The organism is Streptomyces sp. NPDC002324, from assembly GCF_053593335.1.
The window spans coordinates 1-17999 of record NZ_JBSFCF010000075.1; the positions used below are offsets into that span (position 1 = coordinate 1).

The 17999-nt window shown below is 69.5% G+C and carries 23 protein-coding genes; 12 read left to right on the forward strand and 11 right to left on the reverse strand.

Annotation, left to right across the window (positions count from 1 at the left end; all coding sequences use genetic code 11):
• From ACWCRJ_RS43835 to ACWCRJ_RS43885, 11 genes are all read right to left on the reverse strand, one after another.
• Positions 1–303 (reverse strand): hypothetical protein (locus ACWCRJ_RS43835; RefSeq protein WP_450944571.1); only part of this gene is annotated, 303 nt, incomplete at its 3' end.
• Between the two features lie 169 nt (positions 304–472).
• Entirely contained in the window at positions 473–949 is a 477-nt protein-coding gene (locus ACWCRJ_RS43840) for a transcriptional regulator (RefSeq protein ID WP_450944572.1), read from the reverse strand.
• Positions 950–1032: 83 nt separating this feature from the next.
• Positions 1033–1887: a hypothetical protein gene (locus ACWCRJ_RS43845; RefSeq protein ID WP_450944573.1), complete on the reverse strand. Its 855-nt coding sequence runs from the start codon at positions 1885–1887 to the stop codon at positions 1033–1035.
• Positions 1888–2355: 468 nt separating this feature from the next.
• Positions 2356–2805, reverse strand: coding sequence for a hypothetical protein (locus ACWCRJ_RS43850; RefSeq protein ID WP_450944574.1), 450 nt, complete (start codon positions 2803–2805; stop codon positions 2356–2358).
• Complete coding sequence (locus ACWCRJ_RS43855) at positions 2802–3581, reverse strand: ParA family protein (RefSeq protein ID WP_450944575.1); 780 nt, start codon at positions 3579–3581, stop codon at positions 2802–2804. The genes ACWCRJ_RS43850 and ACWCRJ_RS43855 overlap by 4 nt, the downstream gene beginning before the upstream one ends.
• 47 nt (positions 3582–3628) lie before the next feature.
• Complete coding sequence (locus ACWCRJ_RS43860) at positions 3629–3979, reverse strand: hypothetical protein (protein WP_450944576.1); 351 nt, start codon at positions 3977–3979, stop codon at positions 3629–3631.
• Between the two features lie 181 nt (positions 3980–4160).
• Positions 4161–4391: a hypothetical protein gene (locus ACWCRJ_RS43865; RefSeq protein WP_450944577.1), complete on the reverse strand. Its 231-nt coding sequence runs from the start codon at positions 4389–4391 to the stop codon at positions 4161–4163.
• A gap of 77 nt (positions 4392–4468) precedes the next feature.
• Positions 4469–5227 carry a hypothetical protein gene (locus tag ACWCRJ_RS43870; protein WP_450944578.1) on the reverse strand — a complete coding sequence of 253 codons (759 nt, stop codon included), beginning with the start codon at positions 5225–5227 and terminating at the stop codon, positions 4469–4471.
• Between the two features lie 153 nt (positions 5228–5380).
• Positions 5381–5980 (reverse strand): hypothetical protein, encoded by a 600-nt coding sequence (locus tag ACWCRJ_RS43875; RefSeq protein WP_450944579.1) that lies wholly within the window; start codon positions 5978–5980, stop codon positions 5381–5383.
• 1 nt (position 5981) lies between these two features.
• On the reverse strand, positions 5982–9554 hold the full coding sequence (locus ACWCRJ_RS43880; protein ID WP_450944580.1) for a DUF927 domain-containing protein: 3573 nt from the start codon (positions 9552–9554) through the stop codon (positions 5982–5984).
• 396 nt (positions 9555–9950) lie between these two features.
• Positions 9951–10820 carry a GntR family transcriptional regulator gene (locus tag ACWCRJ_RS43885; RefSeq protein WP_450944581.1) on the reverse strand — a complete coding sequence of 290 codons (870 nt, stop codon included), beginning with the start codon at positions 10818–10820 and terminating at the stop codon, positions 9951–9953.
• Positions 10821–10975: 155 nt separating this feature from the next.
• Here ACWCRJ_RS43885 and ACWCRJ_RS43890 point away from each other — a divergent pair, with 155 nt between their 5' ends.
• The 12 genes from ACWCRJ_RS43890 to ACWCRJ_RS43945 form a co-directional block, all read left to right on the forward strand.
• Positions 10976–11590, forward strand: a complete 615-nt coding sequence (locus ACWCRJ_RS43890; RefSeq protein ID WP_450944582.1) for an RNA polymerase sigma factor — start codon at positions 10976–10978, stop codon at positions 11588–11590.
• Positions 11591–11595: 5 nt separating this feature from the next.
• A complete protein-coding gene (locus tag ACWCRJ_RS43895) occupies positions 11596–11730 on the forward strand; it encodes a hypothetical protein (RefSeq protein WP_450944583.1) in 135 nt (44 codons plus the stop codon).
• Positions 11727–11933, forward strand: a complete 207-nt coding sequence (locus tag ACWCRJ_RS43900; protein WP_450944584.1) for a hypothetical protein — start codon at positions 11727–11729, stop codon at positions 11931–11933. The genes ACWCRJ_RS43895 and ACWCRJ_RS43900 overlap by 4 nt, the downstream gene beginning before the upstream one ends.
• 3 nt (positions 11934–11936) lie before the next feature.
• Positions 11937–12254: a hypothetical protein gene (locus ACWCRJ_RS43905; protein WP_450944585.1), complete on the forward strand. Its 318-nt coding sequence runs from the start codon at positions 11937–11939 to the stop codon at positions 12252–12254.
• On the forward strand, positions 12254–12421 hold the full coding sequence (locus ACWCRJ_RS43910) for a pRL2-8 (protein ID WP_450944586.1): 168 nt from the start codon (positions 12254–12256) through the stop codon (positions 12419–12421). Before ACWCRJ_RS43905 ends, ACWCRJ_RS43910 begins: the two co-directional genes overlap by 1 nt.
• Entirely contained in the window at positions 12418–12657 is a 240-nt protein-coding gene (locus ACWCRJ_RS43915; protein WP_450944587.1) for a hypothetical protein, read from the forward strand. Before ACWCRJ_RS43910 ends, ACWCRJ_RS43915 begins: the two co-directional genes overlap by 4 nt.
• 99 nt (positions 12658–12756) lie before the next feature.
• On the forward strand, positions 12757–13125 hold the full coding sequence (locus ACWCRJ_RS43920; protein ID WP_450944588.1) for a hypothetical protein: 369 nt from the start codon (positions 12757–12759) through the stop codon (positions 13123–13125).
• 74 nt (positions 13126–13199) lie between these two features.
• Complete coding sequence (locus ACWCRJ_RS43925; protein ID WP_450944589.1) at positions 13200–14276, forward strand: conjugal transfer protein; 1077 nt, start codon at positions 13200–13202, stop codon at positions 14274–14276.
• 17 nt (positions 14277–14293) lie between these two features.
• Positions 14294–14473 carry a hypothetical protein gene (locus ACWCRJ_RS43930; protein WP_450944590.1) on the forward strand — a complete coding sequence of 60 codons (180 nt, stop codon included), beginning with the start codon at positions 14294–14296 and terminating at the stop codon, positions 14471–14473.
• 13 nt (positions 14474–14486) lie between these two features.
• The gene (locus ACWCRJ_RS43935) at positions 14487–14825 is read left to right on the forward strand and encodes a DUF7739 domain-containing protein (RefSeq protein WP_450944591.1); all 339 of its coding nucleotides are present in this window, start codon (positions 14487–14489) and stop codon (positions 14823–14825) included.
• A gap of 232 nt (positions 14826–15057) precedes the next feature.
• Positions 15058–17559 carry a hypothetical protein gene (locus ACWCRJ_RS43940; RefSeq protein ID WP_450944592.1) on the forward strand — a complete coding sequence of 834 codons (2502 nt, stop codon included), beginning with the start codon at positions 15058–15060 and terminating at the stop codon, positions 17557–17559.
• Positions 17560–17804: 245 nt separating this feature from the next.
• The coding region (locus ACWCRJ_RS43945; protein WP_450944593.1) for a hypothetical protein at positions 17805–17999 on the forward strand (195 nt) is incomplete at its 3' end.

The following is a 17999-nucleotide window of genomic DNA, read 5'->3' on the forward strand; positions in this document are numbered from 1 at the left end:
CATCTCGTGGCGCAGCCTGCTTTCCCTGGCCGCTTTGCGGCCAGGCTTGCACTGCATTTGAATTCGCGGAGCGAATTCCCCCCGCGCGAATTGCAGCGCAGCGGAAATTCGAATTCGATCGCAGATCGAATGGAAAAAGCGCGGAGCGCTTGCCTTCAATTCGAATTCACCGCGCCCGGTCGCCAATTCGATAAACCCAGATTCGAGCTTTTGCGGCAATTTCGAAGAAATTGCATTTCTTGGAAGGGTGGTCCCTATTCCTAAATGATCTTGTGCTATCCGGTTATCCGGGGCGAATTCCACCCCCGAAGAATCACCCTATGTGAGGGTTGCCGACCCTCACAGCCTCACGTTTGCCCAGTTCAGCGGCTTGACATGCTCACCTCAGTAACGCTGTGTGGAGCATGGGGAACGCGAATTCCCCCGCCACCCTACAGGGCGGCGGGGGAATTCGGGAGGGTTATCCGGGGGTTTATGCGGCGGCGATGATGACCGCCGCGACCAGCAGCCAGAGGTGGTGCCAGGACTGATCCAGAGCGTAGGCGCCGGTGCCCAGGGTCGGTGCGTACGTGCCCTCAGCCGTCACCGGGTGGGCCGGGTGGGCGGGAGTGCCGAGCCCGTAGAACTCGGACTTTCCGCAGGTCCGGGCCAGTGCGGCGAGGGTCGTGCGGCGGTCGGCCCAGTAGTGGCTGACGGCGTCGACGGTGAAGCCGAGGACCAGTCCGAGGGCGGTGACGTCCAGGTCGAGTAGGACGACGACCGGGGCCAGGACCAGGGCCTTGGTCAGGGTCAGGCCGATGATGTGCCGGCCACAGGCGAGGCGCCCCGTCCAGCCGGGCTGTCCCTTCGTGGCGGCCTGGCAACTCGACTGAACCCAGTGGTCGCCCACGCTGTGGGCCACGTAGAGGGCGATGAATACAGCGGCGAACAGGGCGGCGGTGTCGGTCATGATGGTGTCTCTCCTGGTCTGGTGACGGGTCGGGAGGACGGGGCGGCCGTGCGCCTGGCAGTGAACGGCCGCCCCCGCTCGGGTCACTCGCTGGTCGACTCGCTGCCGTCGGCGGCCTCCAGCTCGGTCACCTCGAAGCCGAGGATGTCCGCGAAGACCTCCTCGGACCGCGGCTTGCCGCTCAGGCCGCGCACGTTGAGGGAGCCGTCCCTGGCCTCCGCCGTCACCTCGCCCACCCGGCCGATCAGGTCGGTGCGGTCGGCCAGGGGGCCGGACACGCCCGTGATGCGGACCCGCTGGCCGATGACGAACCCGCCGGCCACCTTGGTGCCGGTCGAGTAGGGAGAGACGCCCTCGTCGGTCGGGGTGCCGAAGAAGCCGTTGCCCGGCGTCGTCGCGTGGCTGCGGTGGATGCGGAAGGCGTCGTCGTCGGCGGTGGTGACGATCGGGTCCGTGGTCCGGGCGGGGTGCCCACAGGCCCCGCAGTGCTCGCGCTCGGGCCCGCCCTGGGTGGCCCAGCGTTCCCAGGAGGTGGCCGAGCGGTTCATCACGACGTTGCGGCGTGACTGCGCGGTCGACTTCGCGACGTCCATGGCGAGGGCCAGGTCACCGATGCTGCCGCCGAGCTCCTGGTGGCGGCGGACAGCGGCGTCCCGCAGGCCCTGGAGGCGGGGCAGAAGGCGGTGGTCGAGGTCGTTGAGGACCGTGTACAGCGCTTCCGGGGTGACATCCGTCGCGCCCTGGCCGCCCCGGTCGCTGTAGCCGTTGCGCAGGAGGGCGAGACCCCAGAAGGCGGTGTCGAACCAGTCCGCGATGGTGGCGGCCTCCATGCCGAGGGCTTCGGCCTCGCCCGGGGTGAGGCTGATGGTGATGTCCAGGCCGCCGCGGATCGCGTCGGAGCCGCTGCGGAAGCTGGGGTTCGGGGTCTGGGTGCTCATGGCTGCCTTCCGTCGGGAGGGGTACGAAGGTTCGTACCCACACCCCAAAGGTACGAAGGTTCGTACCCCCGCGTCAAGAGGGTCCCGTGAATTCATGGGTCCGTGACGTCATGACGTCACCAGGGCGACGCTGCAACATGCAGCGCTGCACCGTGCAGCACGGGTGTTTAAGCAGCTCAGGGCCGCAACGCCGTGCAGCGTTGCGGCCCTGAAGCAGAGCGGGAAACTACCTGTTCAGCGGATAGCAGCCGATGTCTTTCGCGCACGGCTTGCACCACGAGCTGTCCCACAGGGCATGCCGTCTCATGCACATGTCGCAGGCGGTTTCCCCGCACGTCAGGCAGAACGGAGGCGCCTCGGTGTGGGGCTCTGCGTACAACACGGGGTGATCGGCGTCCTGGGCCCAGGCCCGGGTGCCGTCGTACTGATCGGGCAGGGGATCAGGAGCCGGTGAAGGGATGGGCCAGGTCACCCGAGCCTCCGCAGCAGAGCCCGCCGGGTCGCCGGGTGCTCGCGGGCCAGCCGCAACAGCTCGCGGATCACCTCGGCCTTGTCGAGGGTGCGGCGGGCGGCGTCGTCCCGGAGCTCCAGGACGAACCTGTCCACCGCTGAGGCTTCCTCGGGGTCGAAGCGCACGGTCGTGGGCACCGCGTCGGCGGCGGCGGGCGGGGGCCGCCGACCACCGCGCGTCCGTCCAGGCCGGGAAGGCTGGCGGCCGATCCGCTTCTCCTGGCCGTGCTCGCCCTCCTGGTCCTCGGTGACGTCGGGAGCTCCCGAACCCGCGACGTCACCACCGGGGCTCTGCGCCTGGTCGCGGTCCTTCTCGGCTTCCTCCCGGCGCATGTCCTGGAGGCGCGTCCAGTCGTTCTTGAGGCCGCCCATGTCCGGCGGCGGGACGGGATGGCGAGAGGCGGTCATGCGGCCAGCACCACCTTCGCCAGGTCCCGGTACCAGTCCGCGGCTTCCGACCGGGGCGCGTACTCCAGCACGGACTTCTTCTCGCGCCACGCCTTGCGGATGTCGGTCCGCTTGCGGATCTCCGCGATGACGGGTGGTTCCCCGAGCCCGCGGAACGCGTCCAGCATGGAGGTGACGATCTCGCCGTCGCGGATGTCGTACCGCGAGGGGATCAGGCCCAGGATGTCGATGTCGGTGCGCATCTCGGTGGACAGGATGCCGACCTGACGCAGCAGCAGACGCAGGGCCCGGATGCTGGAGTCCTCGGCTTCCACGGGGATCAGCAGTCCGGCCCGCCGGTCGGGGCGCCGGCGCGCGGCCATCAGCGCGCACTCGGTGCCGATCCCGAGGGAGGGCGGGGCGTCGATCGCGGCGGTGTCGAAGTCGTCCTCGAAGTGCTCCAACAGGTGGGCGAGGCGCATCTCGCGGTTGGTCGTTGCGTACAGCCCCTTGTCGAGCAGGAACATGTCCAGGGCGGTGGGCAGGACGAAGATGTTCGGCCGGTACTCCACCAGCAGCTCGTGAGGGTCGCCGCTCCACTCCCCAAGGACCCACCGCTTCATGGTCCGTTCGCCCGGCGACTCTGGGATGCCCAGAGCTTCGGTCAGGTGGCCCTGGGGGTCCCAGTCGACCAGCAGCGTGCGCCGGCCGAACTCGGCAAGCGCCGCCCCCAGGTTGATGGTGTTGGCGGTCTTGCCCACACCACCCTTCTGGTTCGTCATCGAGAAGATGTCCATGTGGGCAGGGTAGCGACGCTGTGGGGGCCCGTGGTGACGTCACGGCGTCATGCCGTCGTGTCGTCACCAGCGGCCCGCAGCAGCCGCCCCCGAGGACCCAGGCCCCGCCGCAGTGCCTGCCGCCCCAGGGGCAGCGGCACCGGCTCCGGGACGTCGCCGGGCGCCGTGCCGTCGGCCAGGTGCGCGGTCAGCGCGGCCGTGGCGGACAGCACCGGGGCGAGGATGGCGGCGGCCTCGGGACCGAGCCCGGCCAGGGCCCCCGCCAGGGTCTCGATCGCATGGGCGGCGTCCTCGGCAGCCCCCGCAGTCCAGGGGGCCGTGGTGAGGGCGTCCGCGAGTTCACAGGCCGCGACGTCGGCCTCCTCGGCATGCCGGTCGACCGGTGGCAGGTGATCCATGCCGGGTCTAACGACCTCCCGTCGCACAGGGCTGTCGCGTCCGGCCCAAGCCCGGGGGTGAAGGGGTCTTGCCGCAGGTCACAGCACGCGACAGCACCCCGTGCGACAACCCGACGCGACAGGGTACGCGACAGCACGATGGGCCCCGCCGACGTCCGGCGGGGCCCATCGTAGGGCGGTTTCAGGCATCCACTCCCAGTGCTTCGCTCACGGCCTGCTTCGCCCTCCGCACGTCCTCGTCGGAGAGCGGCTGGTCGGAGCTCAGCAGGCAGTCCAGCCACCCCGTGATCTCCTCGGGCCTCCAGCTCCGGTCGAACGTCGGGATCTCCAGGGCGATGCGCGCCACCAGCTCGGCCGTGGCCTCGGCTTCGAGGGAGGCGGAGGCGTTGATGTCGTCTCGGGCGGCGTCCACGGTGGTCCTCCTGGTGGTGATGGGCAGGGACGGGGCTCCGTACTCAACGGTCGGCGCACTGGGAAGGTTGCGGCCGGTCATGACTCGGCCGCCTTGTAAAGGGGCTGCAACAGGATCAGCACGGTGACGAGGGAGACGTCCGTGTCGTCGCGGTCGAAGCCGACCGACGACGCGAGGGCGCCGGCCTGCCCCGGCAGCGGCATCGCCGGGAACCGCGGGCCGTGGAACGCCTCGGAGTCACCCTGGAAGGTGGCCGCGTACTCGTGCAGGTCGCTCGCGTACTGCACGGCGCCCATGTCACCCAGGAGCAGAGGGACGTCGTGCTTGCGGGAGGCCCAGGCGAAGTTCAGCAGCAGCGCGGCCCGCGTCTCGGGTTCGGCCTCTTCCCAGTGGCGACGCAGGCCGGTGTCGGCGGCGGCCTGGAGGTGGTCCCCGTCGTGCAGTTCCATCGCCTCCCGGAGTCCGAGGGTGACGTCGGGGATCTGCATCGCGATGCCGAGCTGGTGGCCGGCGGCGCCGGACATCGGACTGAACACGCTGACGGGGTCCTCTTGGTCGTCCTCGGGTTCGACGTCGTGGTCGGGGTTCCAGCCGCTGTCGGTCATGGCGTACAGCTCCGCGTCGTCGACGATGGCTTCCTGGATCTGCCGTCCGATGGCCTCCATGTGCTTGGCCATCGAGGGCGTGGTGCCGGGGAACCGGGTGGTCGTCTGGAGGGCCATGAGGATCAGGTACAGGTCTTGCCGGTGCATCTTCAGAGAGACCGGCGGCATGTCCTTCCACCTGGTGTACGCGGCTTCCAGGACGTTGACGCCGGGGGGCTTCTCGTCGGTCATGGCGGGGGTTTCCTTCCGTTCGGTGGTTGCATTTTCGTCCCTGCGGGAGGCTTCCGGCAGGGCTTTCACCCGAATTGGTGACGCCGTGACGTCACGACGCCACGACGCCACGAGTGCGGGCCCGCACCCCAAGGGGATGCGGGCCCGCACTCGTCAGTACCCGATCTGCGGCAGCGTCCAGGTGGACTTGTCCAGCTCCACCCCGGCCGCGAACCCCGAGCCGTCGTCGAAGATCTCCACGATCATCTCGACGGCTTCCTGCTCACGCCCCTCGTCGATGGCCCGGAGGTACTCGATCACCTGGGCCTGACTGGTCAGCGTGCCCTTCACGACCCCGGGCCAGACCTTCTTGCTGAACGCCCACTGCCCGGGAATCTTGATCTCGACGGATGAGGGGGCGCCCGAGTAGTCCTTCTCCTCCGGGGCCTCCTCCTCGCCCTCGCCCCCCTCTTCCGGCTCCTCCGGGCCCTCGGGCATCGGACCGCCGGGAGGACCAGGCGGCGGACCCTCGGGAGGGGCCGGGGGAGCCGCGGGCGGCGCCTCGGCAGGCGGGGCGGCCGGTGGCTTCTTCTTCCCCCCGCCCCGCACCCGGTCGGCGATCCGGCCGAACAGGCCCCGCTTCTTCTCCTTCGGCGCCTCACCCGCCGGGGCCTGAGGAGCCGGGGCCGGTGTGGGAGTCGGCGCCGGGGCCGGGGTCGGCTCCTCACCCTTCCCCTTGCCCTTGCCGCGCCGGAACCGGTCGAAGATCCCCATGTCACGCCTCCTTCGTGTGCGCGGTCAGGTACGCGTCCAGTGCCTTGGGCACCTTCGCGCCGTTGTCGATCGCGGGCAGCACCTCAGCGAAGGGGACGCACGCCTCGCCCTTCCACTGCTTGCCCCCGCTGCCCAGCTCCATGGAGGCCGGGGCGGCGGCGGCGGGGTCGGCCTCGTCGCTGGTGAGGGTGATGGCGTCCACCCGCAGGCTCAGCGGGAAGCGCTCCTCAGCTGCGTACTTGCGCAGGTTGCGGTACGTGTTGGCGAGGGCCAGGTCGAGGATCATCGCGGCCCAGTCGGGACGCCAGTAGATGTCACCGGCGTAGTGCCCGCCGGTCCTGTTGTCCTTCTGCGGGCCGTCGACCCGGGTGAGGAAGCCGCGGAAGCTCTGGTACAGCGCGCCCACGACCTGCTTCGCGTACCGGGCACCGGGGCGCCCCTGCTCACCGGCGAGGACGATCCGCTTGCGGGCGATGCTGATCCGCTCGTACATCGAGTACAGGGCCCGGCTGGTGGCCGGCCACACCCACGCCTCCAGAACGGTGGGCTTCCACCCCTTGTACGTCTCGGCGATCAGGTCGACAGCCGGGGTCCGCAGCCAGAACCCGCCCTCCTCAGCGGCCAGCACCCGGAAGCCCGGCAGCCTGTCCAGGCCGGTGCCGGGGATCTCCGCCACCCGCCAGTACCCGGCCTTCTCGGTGTCGAAGGCGATGCCGTCCGGGTGGTGCACCGGGTCACCGAGACCGAGCTTGGCCCCGCCGAACGCCCCGAGCCAGGCGGCGTTCTTGTCGTACTGGTGAAGCCACCGCGCCCCCCGCTCAGCGTCGGTGATCTGGTCGGCCGGACGGCTCCACTGCATGTCCAGGATCGGCGGCATCTTGTGCACCGGCGGCACCGCACGGTCCCGGATCATCCCCGAGACGACGTCGGCCTCAGCACACCCCGCGTAGTCCTTCGCCGTGGTGTTCGGACCGAGGTAGTACGGGGCCACCTGCAGCGGCCTCGTACCGTGCTGGCTCGCCACCAGGTAGACCATCAGCGCGTCCAGCAGGATCTCCGCCGTGGCCGCCGCACCCCACCCGCCGCGCCGCTCCTCGTCCGAGCGGTCGAAGCGGTCCTCGTACAGCGGCAGTGCGACCGACAGCCGCTCGTGCTTGCCCTGGCCGTGGTTGGTCTTGAGGGTGACCCAGCAGGACAGCCCCCCGCCCTGCACCACCAGGTCCGAGCCCTCGCCGGGCGTCGCCCACGGGTGCGGGCTCGACCCCTGCGGGCCCTTGTACTCCCGGACGTCCCCGCCGAACCGCTCCTCATAGGTGGGCAGGCCCATCGCGAGGGCGGCCGACTCGTGCACCCACAGGGTCTTGAGCCCGTAGGCCGCCAGGAGCTCCCGGACGTCGTCCACGCCGGTCGGCAGCATCACCCGCACCGGCCGGTGGTTCGGCAGGTACAGCCGAGCCTGGTCGCCCTCGGCACCGAGCACACCGAACCACGTCGCGGACAGCGTGCGGCCCTGAGCCTTGCCCACCAGCTCCGCGAACGCGGTGTCGGTCACCTCGGGCACCGGCTTGGGGAACACCGGCTTCTCGACCGTCACCCACACCCGCCCGTCCGGGACGTCCTCGACCTCGGGCACGCCGTAGGCCGGCGCCTGGGTGTTCGTGACGTCATGAGCTCCCGAGTCCGCGACACCATCAGGACCAGCGGCCGGAACGGTGGTCCCGGGGGTGGTTCCACTCTCCTTAGAGAAGTCGAAGAGAGAAAGGGTGGTCCCGGTGGTCCCGGTGGTCCCATCGCAGGTCAGCGCGCTGTTTTCCGGGACCACCCCCCCTGTTTCAGGGTGGTCCCGGGGGGTGGTCCCACCCGGGAACTCCTCTCCGGGACCACCCTGCGGGTCGTCCTCGGAGCCGTCATCGGGAGCGAAGTTCTCGGCAGCCTTGGCGGTGTCGAAGCAGTGCATCCGGATGCCCAGGCCGTGTTCCTGGAGTGCGCGGGGGAGCTTGCGCTGAGCGTGCTTGCCCGCGCCCCGGATGTGGATGCCCAGGAGGTTCAGTTCCTTGAGGGCGGAGGTGACGTTGTCGATCCCGGCCTGCGTCGCTGCCTCCCGTACGACGGGGTCGATCACCCACCACTCGTTCTTGTCCGCGTCGGTGAACCCGCGCAGGCGCCTGAACCCTTCCTCGGCTGCGGACGGCAGCTTGTCGCGGTCGGGGAACGCGCTCTTCTCGATCCGCAGCGCATCGAGGGCCGACCACAGCTTCTCGTGGTCGGACGTGTTCGCCTCGGCCGCGACGACGATGGCGGCCTGGAGGCGGGCGACGGCTTCCCGCTCGGCAGCCTTGCCGACCTCGGGCACACCGATCGCCTCACCGAGCATGTGCGCGCCGACCACCCACGCCATGTGCAGCTCGGCAATGGTCGCGGCGATGCCGCCCTGGGCCGGACGGTGCTTCGCGCACAGCTCCAGGTACAGCTTCCGGATCTGCTCAAGGTTCTGCGCCCGGTACATGCCCTTGCGGATCGCCCACTCCAGCGGCCACCCGCCGAACTCCTTGGCCAGCCTCTTGAGCCGCTTGGCGACGTGCTCCGCGCCGGGGTGACCCTCGGGAGCCGGGGAGCCGTCGGCCAGCAGCATCTTGTTCGGGAAGAACGGGGCCTTGAACTCCTGGAGACGAGTCGCCAGGTCCTCGGTCTGCCCCTCGTGCTTCAACGGCTCGTTGCTGGAGGACACCGCGACCGACAGCCAGAAGCCGTCAGACTCGCGCGGGGAGCCGTCCGCGGTTCCCATCGCCCGGATCGCCCCGGCCACCATCTGGGAGATCTCCCGAGAGGACTCCTGGATCTTCCGGCCGGATGAGCTGTGCTCATCGAGGCAGATCGGCAGGAAGCCCCGCGCCCGAAGGGTCTGGGTGATGCCCTGCTTCGAGCTGTTCCACGGGATCATGATCTGCTGCCGCCGGGGCTTGATGTCCCCGACCCCGCCCGCGCACACGGTCAGGATGGTGGACTTGCCCTGCTGGCCGGGGCCGAAGCAGTTGACCATGTGGGCCAGGGCGTCCAGGGAGTCCAGCACCGGACCGACGAACATCGCGCCCGCGACCAGCGAGGACTTCCCGCACTCGGTCAGCCAGTAGCCGATCTCGTCCCAGCCTTCGCGGGCCTTGTCCTCCGCGCCCCGCAGCACCCGGTAGCCGATCGTCTGCGCGTCGGCCTCGGGGAAGACGAGGTCACCGGCCTCGTTGTAGTACGTCCGGGCCGGGATCACCGGGGCCTTGTCGCCCTCCTCACGGATCAGCCGCGCGAACGCGTGACGCTCGTCGTTGCCCGTCGGCCGGCGCATGCCCATCTTCGCGGCCCACGTGCCACGGTCCAGCTCGTCTTCGCTGAGGATGCGCGGGCGACGCTGCCGCTTGCCCAGGGCCAGGTACTCCGTGCGGATGTACTCGCCATCGTCGGTGAAGTGCTCGATCGTGGCGACGATCTGCGGGACGTACCCGATGACCAGGGCAGTGTCCTCGGGCCTGCGCTGGTGCTGGATCGTGCGGGCGTTCTCGTTGTAGTACCAACCCGCCTTCATACCAGCGATCGAGCGGCATCCCGGCGGGGTTCCGTCGCCCTGTTCGAGGTTCGAGACCGAACCCCGGCGACGACGCTTCGAGCCCTCAGAGTCGGACGTCTGAGTCTCGGTGGACTGGAGGGTCACGTGAGCCTTTCTGGGCCCACTGATCGAGTGATCAACAGAGGGGGAGGAGAAATCTCCCCACCTCTGCCTTACACTCGGCAGCAGACCTTGCTTCGGTCGCCGCGCGCCCTTTCTCCGGGACTTCGACTCTCTTTCAGGCTTCGACCCCTGATCGAGAACCCGGGTGGGGCTCGCGGCTTTTTTTGTGTTTACGGATCTTGTTCGTGCGTTCTGTGCAGCTTACGTCCGGTAGTGGACACCCCTACGCGCGGTAGGGACACCACTTTCGGATCACCCGGTCTCGGTCCGGGGAGTTACGGGCTCAACGGGCCACTGGGCACTTTCGTCGCGGCGCAGTTCCGTCACCAGCTCCACCCGATCGGCGGGGATGACGCGCACTGTGACGTCAACCGCGCGACCGAGGTTCGGGGACTTCCCGATCAGATAGAGCTCCAGCACCGCAGACTCCGGGCTTATGTCGAGAAGGGCGGCTTCCTCGTCGCTGGGGGTTCTAGCGCGGGCGTGCTCGGTCCACTCGATTGGTCCGTGCCCAGCCTCTTCCAGGCGGTCGATGTAGCCGCCGGGTCCGGTGACTGCCTCGGCTGCTTGGGGAGCGTCGCGGACGGCTTCCGGGCTCAGCCATGTGTCAACGATCTGGAACGGTGGCTCATCCGCTGGGGACGTCACCCGGCGCCGCCGCAACACGGCGATGCCCGGCTCGACTCCCAAGAAGGAAGCCACCCGCTCGGGCGCGGGTTCGTATGAGCGGACTGCCCGCCCGTGCACGATCCAGGGTTCCCCGGCGTGTGAGGCCGCGGGGAAGACGTAGCCGCGGGCGGGGTCGCGCATCACAGTCTGGCCGCGCCCGATCCGGCGCCGCTGGATGCGCCAGTTCAGGACTCGGATGCCGGCCTTCTTGACGACACGGATGAACCCCTCGCGCTCCAGGATGCCGAGTGCAGCGCTGATCACACCGCGCCCGACGCCGTACGTCTCGGTGAGTTCCGCGTAGGTCGGCAGCTTCGAGCCGACCTCGTACTCACCCGCGTGGATGCGCGCCCGCAGATCGTCTGCGACCTGCTCATACCGGGGCATGTGCCCTCCCTTCCTCAGTACAGGAGTGATCCTCTCACGGAAAACAGTACCGGTACTGTTTGACACCGCGCCAGCCGGGGGGCACTATCAGTACCGGTACTGCTCGCCTTTACGGGAGCAATACAGTCCTGTACGCGAAAGCGGCCCTGGTCCGGCATCTCACCTCCGGATCAGGGCCTGAGACCGAACCCGTTCTGAGCGCCAGAAGGGAGCGATCCTCCGTGGATCGTATCGACGTACAGCCGCTCTCCGCGGCTTCCGGCGAACGGCTCGACCGCCTGTTCCGCCTCTACTCCAGCCGGGTCCTGGCCTACGCCGTGACCCAGGCCAAGCGCACCGAGGACGCCCACGACATCGCGGGCGAGACCTGGGTCCGCGTGGTCGCCGACATCCACCGGCTTCGCGCCGACGACGACCACGCGTTCGGATGGCTCCGCACCATCGCGACCCGCGCGGCCGTCGACCACTACCGCCCGAAGCGCGCGACCGAGCAGCCGCGCGACTGGACGGACGCCGTGGCGTCCTTCCCGCTCCCGGCCGTCCAGGCCGCCGACGTCGAGACCGACGTGTTCGCCCTCGCGGACCTGTCCGTCTCGCAGTGCACGGCGGTCAAGCTCGCGGCCCAGGGCCTGACCCACCGCGCCATCGCCTCCCGGATGAACCGGTCGGCCGGCGCCGTGTACTCGCACCTGCACCGTGGCGCCCGCAAGCTCCGCACGGTCATGGCGGACCAGGCCCCGAAGCCGCCGCTGCCGAAGCGTGAGCCCGGCGCGACGAACCCGCCCAAGCCCCGCGCCGCCGCCTACTCCCGCGCGTCCGTCGCGCTGGCCGGGTGATCGCCGTGACGACCGACCAGCAGGCCGCCGACGCCCTGGCCCAGGAGCGCATCCGCGCCGCGCAGGAAGCCGCCGCCGCCGCTGAGGCCGCGCGCCAGGCCGCCGCCGCCCTCCAGGCACAGCAGGGAGGCCGGTCGTGAGCATCCGCCGCGAGACCCACGACGACGACAACCGCCGTACCGGCGCGTTGCTGGACGCCGTGGACAGGGCGTTCGACAACGACGCGGGCTCGGTGGCGCTGGAGGACGACAGCTCGTTCGAGTCCGTCGTCCTGTTCGGCGTCGCCGGTGACCCGGCCCAGCAGTACCCGCCCGCCGGCCACACCTACCCGAGGAGGGGCTGACCCATGGGGAAGCCGAACACCCGCGCCGTTGACCAGCTGATCCGCACCACCGAGGCCAAGCTGGCCGCCGCCCGCAACCAGGAGATGTGGCCGCTCACCTCGGGCGAGAAGGCCCGCCTCGTCGGCAACGGCGTGCGCGGTGCCCGCCGGGTCATGAAGGGGAAGTCGACCACCCCGGCCGACAAGGCCATCGACCGCATCTTCGACGGCGCGGTCGAGCGGTTCGCGGCGGAGCTCCAGGCCGCGCAGGCCGCCCGCGCGCAGATCATCAGCAAGCACGCCGCCGCCACGGTCGAGAAGAAGACCTCGGGGTGGTGGTGATGGCGAGCAAGAAGGCCCTCACCCCGCCGAAGGGGCAGTGCCGCCAGTGCTGGCTTCACGCGTACGACAGCCGTGAGCAGCACCGGCACCTGGCCCCGCGCGAGGACTGCCCGGCGTGCGTCGCCCACATGGGCGGCAAGTGCCCCGACTCGATGATCGTGCGGTGACGGCGATGCGGACCGCGCTCCTGATCCCCGTCCTGTACGTCCTCGCCCGCGCCCCGCAGGTCGGTGCGCTCCTGGTGGCCGCCGGGCTCGCCTCCCTGATCGGCCAGAGCGGGATGCCGCTGGTGTCCGGCCTGGTGGTCATGGTCATCGCGGCCCTCGGTGTGATGGCGGTCGGCCTGGCCCTGGCCCTGCCGTATCTGACCTACGCCCGGAGCTCCGGACCACCCAGCTCGTGACCTGTCCGCATCCCGTGGTGGCGTCGTGACCCCACAACCCCACGACGTCACGACGCCACCACACCCCGCACCACCTGAGACTTCGAGGAGAGAACCACCGTGGACAACCACGAGATCCAGCCCTACAGCCCGACCCCGCTCCCGGCGATCCCGCCGGGCATGACCGTCGCGTACACCGCGCAGGGTCAGCCGGTCTACATCCCCCAGCAGCAGGCGGCCCAGCCGGTGTTCGTGCAGATGCCCAGCACGCCCATCCCGGCCTGGCTCCGCAACATGTGCATCTTCGGCGTCGGCCTGCTGATCCTGTGCGTCCCGGCCGTGACCATCCTCGTCGTCGCGGCGCCGGCCGTCATGGCGATGGGCCAGGGCCTGGCGTACTCGGGGATCGGCATCGGCATCGGTGTGATCGGCGTCGCCGCCGCCATCAAGGCCCTGCGCGAGACCCCCGCCCCGGCGAAGAAGAAGTGACCACCCGAAACGTAGTGACGTCGCGAGCCCACGACGCCGTAACGTCACAAGAGACCGAGGAAGGCAGCACCACGATGGAAACCCCGCAGCTCACGAAGCTCACCAAGATTCAGCGCGGACTCCTGATCGGCACCATCGTGCCGATCCTCGCCGTCGGCGTGATGGGCGGCATCGGCACGTACACCAACCTGTCCGCCGTGTACGGCGAGGGCACCGCGCTCGGTGCCCTCGCGGCCGGTGAGGGCGCGACCGCCGTCATGGCGATGATCCTGCTCATCACCACCGCCCTCGGGCAGTCCGCGCCCCGCGCCGTCCGCGTCGGTCTGTGGATGCTGCCGATGGCCGCCGCCGCGATGGGCGCGACCGCCGCGAGCGGTGTCGGACAGACGATCGTGTACGCCATCACCCCGATGGCGATCACGGCGTCTGCGGAGGGTCTGGCGTTCCTCACCCGCCGCGTGGTCGTCCACCAGGTCGGGCGGGACGTTGAGGCGCAGGCCCGCGCCGCCGCCGTCCTCAAGGATCTGGCGTACTACCAGGCGGTCGCCGCCGGACACCCGGAGGAGAAGACCCGGAACAAGGCGGTCAAGAAGTCGTGGAAGCTGGCCCGGAAGGTCGGCGGCGGCGGTGACCCGTCCCTCGCGGCGGATCTGATGGTCGTCCAGCGCGAGCGGATCGGCCAGAGCGCCGACATCGCCCTTGAGCGGATGTTCACCCCCGGCCTCACTCCCACCGCCCCGGCTCTCCGCGCAGCGTCCGCCGGTACCCCCCTGGCCCTCCTCTCCGCGTCCGCTGGTGACGCCACGACGTCGGGAGCCCAGGAGTCCACCGTCCAGGCGGACACCAGCGGATATCCGCCCCACACGGCCTCTGAGCAGGCCGTAGACAGCGAAAACGTCCGCCCGGCGCTTTCCCTCGTCCGCGCCCCGGCCAAGAAGGCCAAGAGCCTCGCGGCAGACGTCCGCGACATGGTCCAGAGCGGCGTCGATGACGTCCGCCTGATCACCGAAGCCCTGGCCACCCGCCACGACCGCGAGGCGGACGACCCCAAGTTCAAGGCCACCGTCAGCCGCTCCTTCCGCACCGCCCGCGCCGCCGCCGCACAGGCGGACGACACGGCGGACGCGCCCGGCACCGGCCACTACGCCTGACGGGAGGAGCGGACGACATGCGCACGTACCGCTTCACCGCCCAGGTCAGCGACGGCAAGCACCACGACGGCGAGTCCGTCGGCACCGTCAAGGCCGCCTCCGAGGCGGACGCCCGCGCGGCCGTCGCCGACTGGGTCCGCCAGGACGGCGCCCGCAAGGGCCGCACCTGGACAGCCCTCCACATCGACCTGACCTGAGGAGACGACCGCCATGACGCAGCACCTGACCACCACCCACGGCGCCGACTTCTTCGGCCAGGACACCCACCAGATCAAGGCCGTCCGCGACCTTGCCGAGTACGCCCGCGGCGTCCTGTCGTACGACGAGCGCAAGCCCCTCCAGCCGCTGATCCAGCACCTGGAGGCCGCCGGGACCGAGGACACCCTCACCGTCCCGGCGGACCAGGCGGAGCCCTTCGCGCGGCTCCTGCGCGCGGTGGCCGGCCACCGCCACACCAAGCCCAAGCCCGCCAAGGTCGCCCGGCTCCTGGGTGACTCCGCCGCCCGCGCGGCAGCCGAGGGTGAGCCCTGGATTTGGACCACCGACTGAGAAATCCGGCCCGGGGTGTCACACCGAGCCCCGAAAACGGACCCATAGAAGACGAGAGCCCTCACCAGCGGAAATCTGTCCACAGGCTTCCCGGGTGAGGGTGTCAGAGCCACCCGTAATGATCGCCTTGACACGGCGGTTCGACGGGGGATTCGCGCCCGGCAGGTCCACCTCCTGCCACAGAGAACACCTGCCGGGCGTGGGTCCTCTCCCAGACACATGAGGGGAACCGATGCACATCCTGGCCGCCGCACCCGCGGTCCACACCCAGACACCACCAGACCCGGCCACCCAGGAAGAGGGGAGCTGGGCCGTCGACGCGTTCGGGGCCGCCTGGAACTGGGCTGCCGAGCACGTCCCGGGCGGCAACCTGACCGTCCTGGGCCTGCTGTTCATCGTCGGGATGCTGGCCGACGGCGCGAGCAAGAAGGCCGGTGACGGCGCGAAGACTGACTGGAAGAAGCCTGGTCAGGCCATCGTCGGCGCGGTGAAGAAGACGTACGGTGCCGTCCGCGCCCTGGTCCTGGCCGTGTGGGCCGTCCTGCGCTTCTTCGGCGGGTACGAGATGCGGGGCGAGCCTCGCTCCGACGCCACGTTCCTCCGCGCCGGCACCCCGCGCACCACCCAGGCCGCCGCCGTCGAAACCGTCCAGATGGCCACCATCGCGGCCCCCGCGCCGAAGGTGAGCCTGGTCAAGAAGCGTCGGCCGCGCCCGTGGGCGAGGAACACGGCGGCCTGGCTGGCCGGGTACCGGGGTCGAGGGACCAGGGCCCTGGACTGGATCGTCCGTGCGCTCCTGTGGTGCGTCCGCGCCACCGCTTGGACCTGGCGCTTCCTCAAGGGCGCCTGGCGCGTCCTGCGGGCCGTCTACGGCTTCGTGGCGCCCATCGTCACCACCCTCGCCCGCACCTGGCGCGCGTGGCACTGCTGGCCGTACGCGGCCCGGGGCCTCACCCGCCTGGTCCTCACCGCCGCCCTGGTCGGCCTGACCGTCCCGGCCTGGCGCGTCGGCACCCTCGTGCTCCTAGTCCTGGCCCTCGTCGCCGTCCTCGTCGCGGCCCACCGCTACCAGCCCAAGCCGCCCGGCGACGACGTCGTGTACGGCCCGAAGATCTGGCCCATCCTCGTCAACGACCTGGGCCTTCCCGCCGACGAACCCCGTGAGAACTGGCTCCTGCTGCCCGCGCAGCTCCGGGAGGCCGGCGCCCGCGTCGTCGTCCGTCTGCCCTGGACGTTCCGCGGCTCCGAGCTCGAGCGCGCGCAGCTCACCGAGCTGCTCAACACGCGTCTGCCGGGGGAGTGGGTCGGCCGCTTCACCTTCACCGGCGAGCACCCGAACGCCGTCTACACCCACAAGCCCGCGCCCAAGCCGCCGGCGCCTGAGCCCGCCTGCCCTGAGCGCGTCGGCTTCTTCGACCCGGACATCCAGGAGGCCATCGCCAACGCCAAGAAGGGCGAGATCGTCATCGGAAAGGACCCCTTCGGCAGGGTCGTCATCAAGGAGCTGGGAAACAGCGAAACCCCGCACTGGGCCCTGTCCGTGGGTACCGGCGGCGGCAAGTCGGCGTTCTGCCAGATGGTTATTGCCCAGCTCATCCGGCAGGGCTACCACATCATGGTCGCGGACGTTAAGCGCGTGAGCGTCGATATCTACATCGGCGTGCCCGGCGTGTACGTCTACAACGACCCGATGAACCCTCAGGACATGCGCGCGGGAATCGACTGGTTCAAGGAAGAGATCTCCGCCCGCAGTGCCCTCGCGGAAGCAGACAAGAATGTCGAGTTTCCCGGCTTCCTCTGCCTGATCGAAGAGGCAAACGAATTCGCGGACATCTCCCGCGAATGGTGGGACGACAACCGAAAGGCTCGCGCCGACGAGGACGGTCCCGCCGACCGCGCGGCCGACCCTATTTGGGGTGACGTCGCATCCGGCGCCCGACTCGGCCGTCACGTTTATGGAAACATCCTCGCTATTTTCCAGGATCTCCGGGACCAGGCATTGGGCGGAAAGGGTCTGCGGAACCTTTTCCGGCTCAAGTTCATGGGCAATTACACCGTCCAGCAGTGGAAAAACGTCATCGGCACCACGCCCGTCCCGGAATCCGTGGACAAGGCCGGTCGAATGATGGTCGTGGAAGGCAATGCCCAGTACTGGGTACAGACCTGCTTCGCGGAGCCCGACGACCTCAAGGCGTGGGCCATCGAGCAGCGCAAGGCCACCGGCTTCGACCCGAGCGCCGGCCTCTTCGGCACCCCGCCCGTACCGGCCCCGAAGCGCCTCCCGCGGCTCCTGGCCCGCATGTCACGTGACGAGCTGCCCGAAGCCCTCAGGGGGGCCTCAGAGGGGGGTCTGAGCGACGAAACCGCAGGTCACGGTGTCACGGACCTCGGGAGCGTGACAGGCGATGTGACGGGCTCCCGTGACAGGCTTCGGCTCGTACCCGGGCAGGCCCGCCAGGGGGCCGCTGAGGGCCCCCAGGGCGCCCCGCAGGCGCCCGTGCTCCTCAGCATCGCGGAGCTGGCGCGCGAGCTCCAGGCGCGCGGCTACGCGGTTGAGGCCAACCTGATCAGCCAGAACAAGAAGCGCCGCGAGAGCACCGGATTCCCGATGGGCGTGATGGTCGACGGAAAGGAGAAGTGGACGATCGAGCAGCTCATCCACTTCTACGAGCAGCGCGGCATCGAGCGGAACATCCCGCAGGAAGGCGAATCAGAGCAGGACAGCGCCATCTGACCAGGCAAAACACGGTAAAGGCCCCCTCTGTGGAGGGGGCCTTTCGTGCTTCCGGGGTGGTCGCCAGGAATCCCAACGCTACACAGGCATTCTCTGTGATGCACTCTGAAAAGGCGGATAAATGGGGGGTTGCGAACCCCTCGAAAGGGGGTGTATAAATGTCCCGAACGGGCCGTAATTCGAATCTTTGGAGGGTCGGAATGGTCGCAGCGAGGAAATCAGGGAACCGGCAAGAAAGGGCCGGAATGGCGAGTCTTGGAATTCTGAAATTTGGCCGCAGCGCGAAGCGCAAGGTATCTTGGATTCAAATTCAAATTCACGCGATAAAGCGCCGAAAAACCACGTCAAAAGTCGCGAAGCGGCTTTCTTGGAATGCCGCTCGCGGCATTCTGGATTCAGTTGGAATTCGCATCGCGAATTCCGGGAATTGGGCTGCGCCC

Coding starts and splice junctions, on each gene's coding strand:
- ACWCRJ_RS43840 (WP_450944572.1), bottom strand. CDS start 949: ATGACCGACACCGCCGCCCTGTTCGCCGCTGTATTCATCGCCCTCTAC.
- ACWCRJ_RS43845 (WP_450944573.1), bottom strand. CDS start 1,887: ATGAGCACCCAGACCCCGAACCCCAGCTTCCGCAGCGGCTCCGACGCG.
- ACWCRJ_RS43850 (WP_450944574.1), bottom strand. CDS start 2,805: ATGACCGCCTCTCGCCATCCCGTCCCGCCGCCGGACATGGGCGGCCTC.
- ACWCRJ_RS43855 (WP_450944575.1), bottom strand. CDS start 3,581: ATGGACATCTTCTCGATGACGAACCAGAAGGGTGGTGTGGGCAAGACC.
- ACWCRJ_RS43860 (WP_450944576.1), bottom strand. CDS start 3,979: ATGGATCACCTGCCACCGGTCGACCGGCATGCCGAGGAGGCCGACGTC.
- ACWCRJ_RS43870 (WP_450944578.1), bottom strand. CDS start 5,227: ATGACCGACGAGAAGCCCCCCGGCGTCAACGTCCTGGAAGCCGCGTAC.
- ACWCRJ_RS43875 (WP_450944579.1), bottom strand. CDS start 5,980: ATGGGGATCTTCGACCGGTTCCGGCGCGGCAAGGGCAAGGGGAAGGGT.
- ACWCRJ_RS43880 (WP_450944580.1), bottom strand. CDS start 9,554: ATGAAGGCGGGTTGGTACTACAACGAGAACGCCCGCACGATCCAGCAC.
- ACWCRJ_RS43905 (WP_450944585.1), top strand. CDS start 11,937: ATGGGGAAGCCGAACACCCGCGCCGTTGACCAGCTGATCCGCACCACC.
- ACWCRJ_RS43910 (WP_450944586.1), top strand. CDS start 12,254: ATGGCGAGCAAGAAGGCCCTCACCCCGCCGAAGGGGCAGTGCCGCCAG.
- ACWCRJ_RS43925 (WP_450944589.1), top strand. CDS start 13,200: ATGGAAACCCCGCAGCTCACGAAGCTCACCAAGATTCAGCGCGGACTC.
- ACWCRJ_RS43930 (WP_450944590.1), top strand. CDS start 14,294: ATGCGCACGTACCGCTTCACCGCCCAGGTCAGCGACGGCAAGCACCAC.
- ACWCRJ_RS43935 (WP_450944591.1), top strand. CDS start 14,487: ATGACGCAGCACCTGACCACCACCCACGGCGCCGACTTCTTCGGCCAG.
- ACWCRJ_RS43940 (WP_450944592.1), top strand. CDS start 15,058: ATGCACATCCTGGCCGCCGCACCCGCGGTCCACACCCAGACACCACCA.